Source organism: Spirillospora sp. NPDC049652 (genome assembly GCF_040675125.1).
Lineage (GTDB): Bacteria > Actinomycetota > Actinomycetes > Streptosporangiales > Streptosporangiaceae > Spirillospora.
The window spans coordinates 1-1,546 of sequence record NZ_JBFAOF010001335.1; the positions used below are offsets into that span (position 1 = coordinate 1).

Consider the following 1,546-nt stretch of genomic DNA (forward strand, 5'->3'; position numbering starts at 1 on the left):
GCGGCCACGGCCGCGTGCAGGGCCGCCCGGTACAGGAGGGAGCCGCAGCTGATGCGGCGCACGCCGAGTTCGGCGAGCCGTCCGGGATCGGTGCGGCCCGGCAGGTGCAGGACGTTCAACGGCAACGGCACCGCCGCGACCACGGCTCGGATGTCGGCGTCGGCGGCGATCCCCGGAACGAACACTCCGTTTGCCCCGGCCTCCGCGTACGCCCGCACCCGCTCCAGCGTCTCGGTCAGCGGCGGCTCGCCGTCCTTCGCCAGCCAGTACGTGTCGGTGCGGGCGTTGAGGAACACCCCGGGCGCGGCGGCCTTCACCGCCGAGAGGACGGCCGTCTGCCGATCCACCGAGGCGAGGACGCCGCCGGGACGGCCGTCCTCGATGTTCACCCCGGCGATCCCGAAGGACGCCAGCTCGGCGACCAAGGCCGCGACCTCGTCGGGACGCTCGGAGAACCCGGCCTCGATGTCGACGGTCACCGGGACGGGAAGGCCGGCGAGCCGGCGCGCCAGCCGGACGGTCTCGTCGCGGGTGGCGCCGGACGCGTCGTCCTCCCCCGCCGCCGCGGCGACACCGAGGCTGGTCGTCCCGACCGCGGCGAACCCGGCCTCGGCCAGGGCCGCCCCCGACGCGACGTCCCACGCGTTGGGCAGCAGCAACGGCCGGTCGGTGCGGTGCAGTTCCCGGAAATCCATCAGACCCTCCCCTGGCGACATCCTCGACGCTAAGCCGGGGAAACTTCCACGGCCGTCGAAACGACCCCGGCTTGGCGGCGAGCAGAGGGAGCCGGAGGAGGGTGAGCGCGGGGAGGGGCTGGGGACGGACTAGCGGCGATCCTCCACGTGGATCACCTGGAGCTCGCGGCCGTCCTGGTCCCGCTTGGAGCGTCCCAGGAGGCCGATCTTCAGGGTGTCGTCATCGTCCACTTCGTCCGGGGCCACGTAGGTCAGGACGTCGTTGTGATGCCCGTACACCACCCATCCGGGGGCGGCGTCGAGCGTGATCGTCCCGAAGTCGGCCGCCGGGGTTCCGGCGTGCACCGGGCCGTACTCCCCGAGGATCTCCGTCGCGCGGGCCGCGAGGTCCCCCTCGTGGTCCGTCAGGATCACGCACGTCCCGTTCTCGAACAGCACCCACGACTTGTGGTCGCCGATGATGATCGTCCGCCACAGTGCGATGGCCGCCTCGGTCTCCATGATCCTGATCATGCCGGTGGCGCGCCGTGCCCGCCAAGGCGTTTTCACCGGTCGGCCGCCAGGGCGGGCGGCGGAGCGGATCAGGAGCCGGCGAGGGCCTTCGGCGCGGACTGGACCGGGGCGGCGGGCTGGGCGCGGAGGATGCTGAGGCGGGCGGTGGCCCGGTCGGCGCGGTCCGGGAGCGAGCGGGCGAGGGCAGTGGCCTGCTCCAAGAGGCCGGCCGCCAAGGCCGGGTCATCGGCGGCTTTCGCCAGCTCGGCCAGGGCCGCCACACGGACGACCGAGCTGCCGATGGCGGCCGTCGCCCGGAGGGCGCCGGGCAGGTCGTCCGCGGCGACGGCGGCGAGGAC

At 74.1% G+C, this 1,546-nt stretch carries 3 protein-coding genes; all 3 read right to left on the reverse strand.

All coding sequences use genetic code 11. From position 1 onward, the window contains the following. A partial coding sequence (locus AB0J52_RS39950) for an isocitrate lyase/PEP mutase family protein (RefSeq protein ID WP_500188368.1) occupies nt 1–695 on the reverse strand: 695 nt, incomplete at its 3' end. 129 nt (nt 696–824) lie between these two features. Beyond that, nucleotides 825–1,196, reverse strand: a complete 372-nt coding sequence (locus AB0J52_RS39955) for a hypothetical protein (protein ID WP_500188370.1) — start codon at nt 1,194–1,196, stop codon at nt 825–827. A gap of 80 nt (nt 1,197–1,276) precedes the next feature. Then, on the reverse strand, nt 1,277–1,546 hold a 270-nt coding region (locus AB0J52_RS39960), incomplete at its 5' end, for a hypothetical protein (protein WP_500188372.1).

What these genes read in the sequence shown, in the direction of transcription:
- AB0J52_RS39955 (WP_500188370.1), bottom strand. Translation starts at nt 1,196, where the DNA reads ATGGAGACCGAGGCGGCCATCGCACTGTGGCGGACGATCATCATCGGC.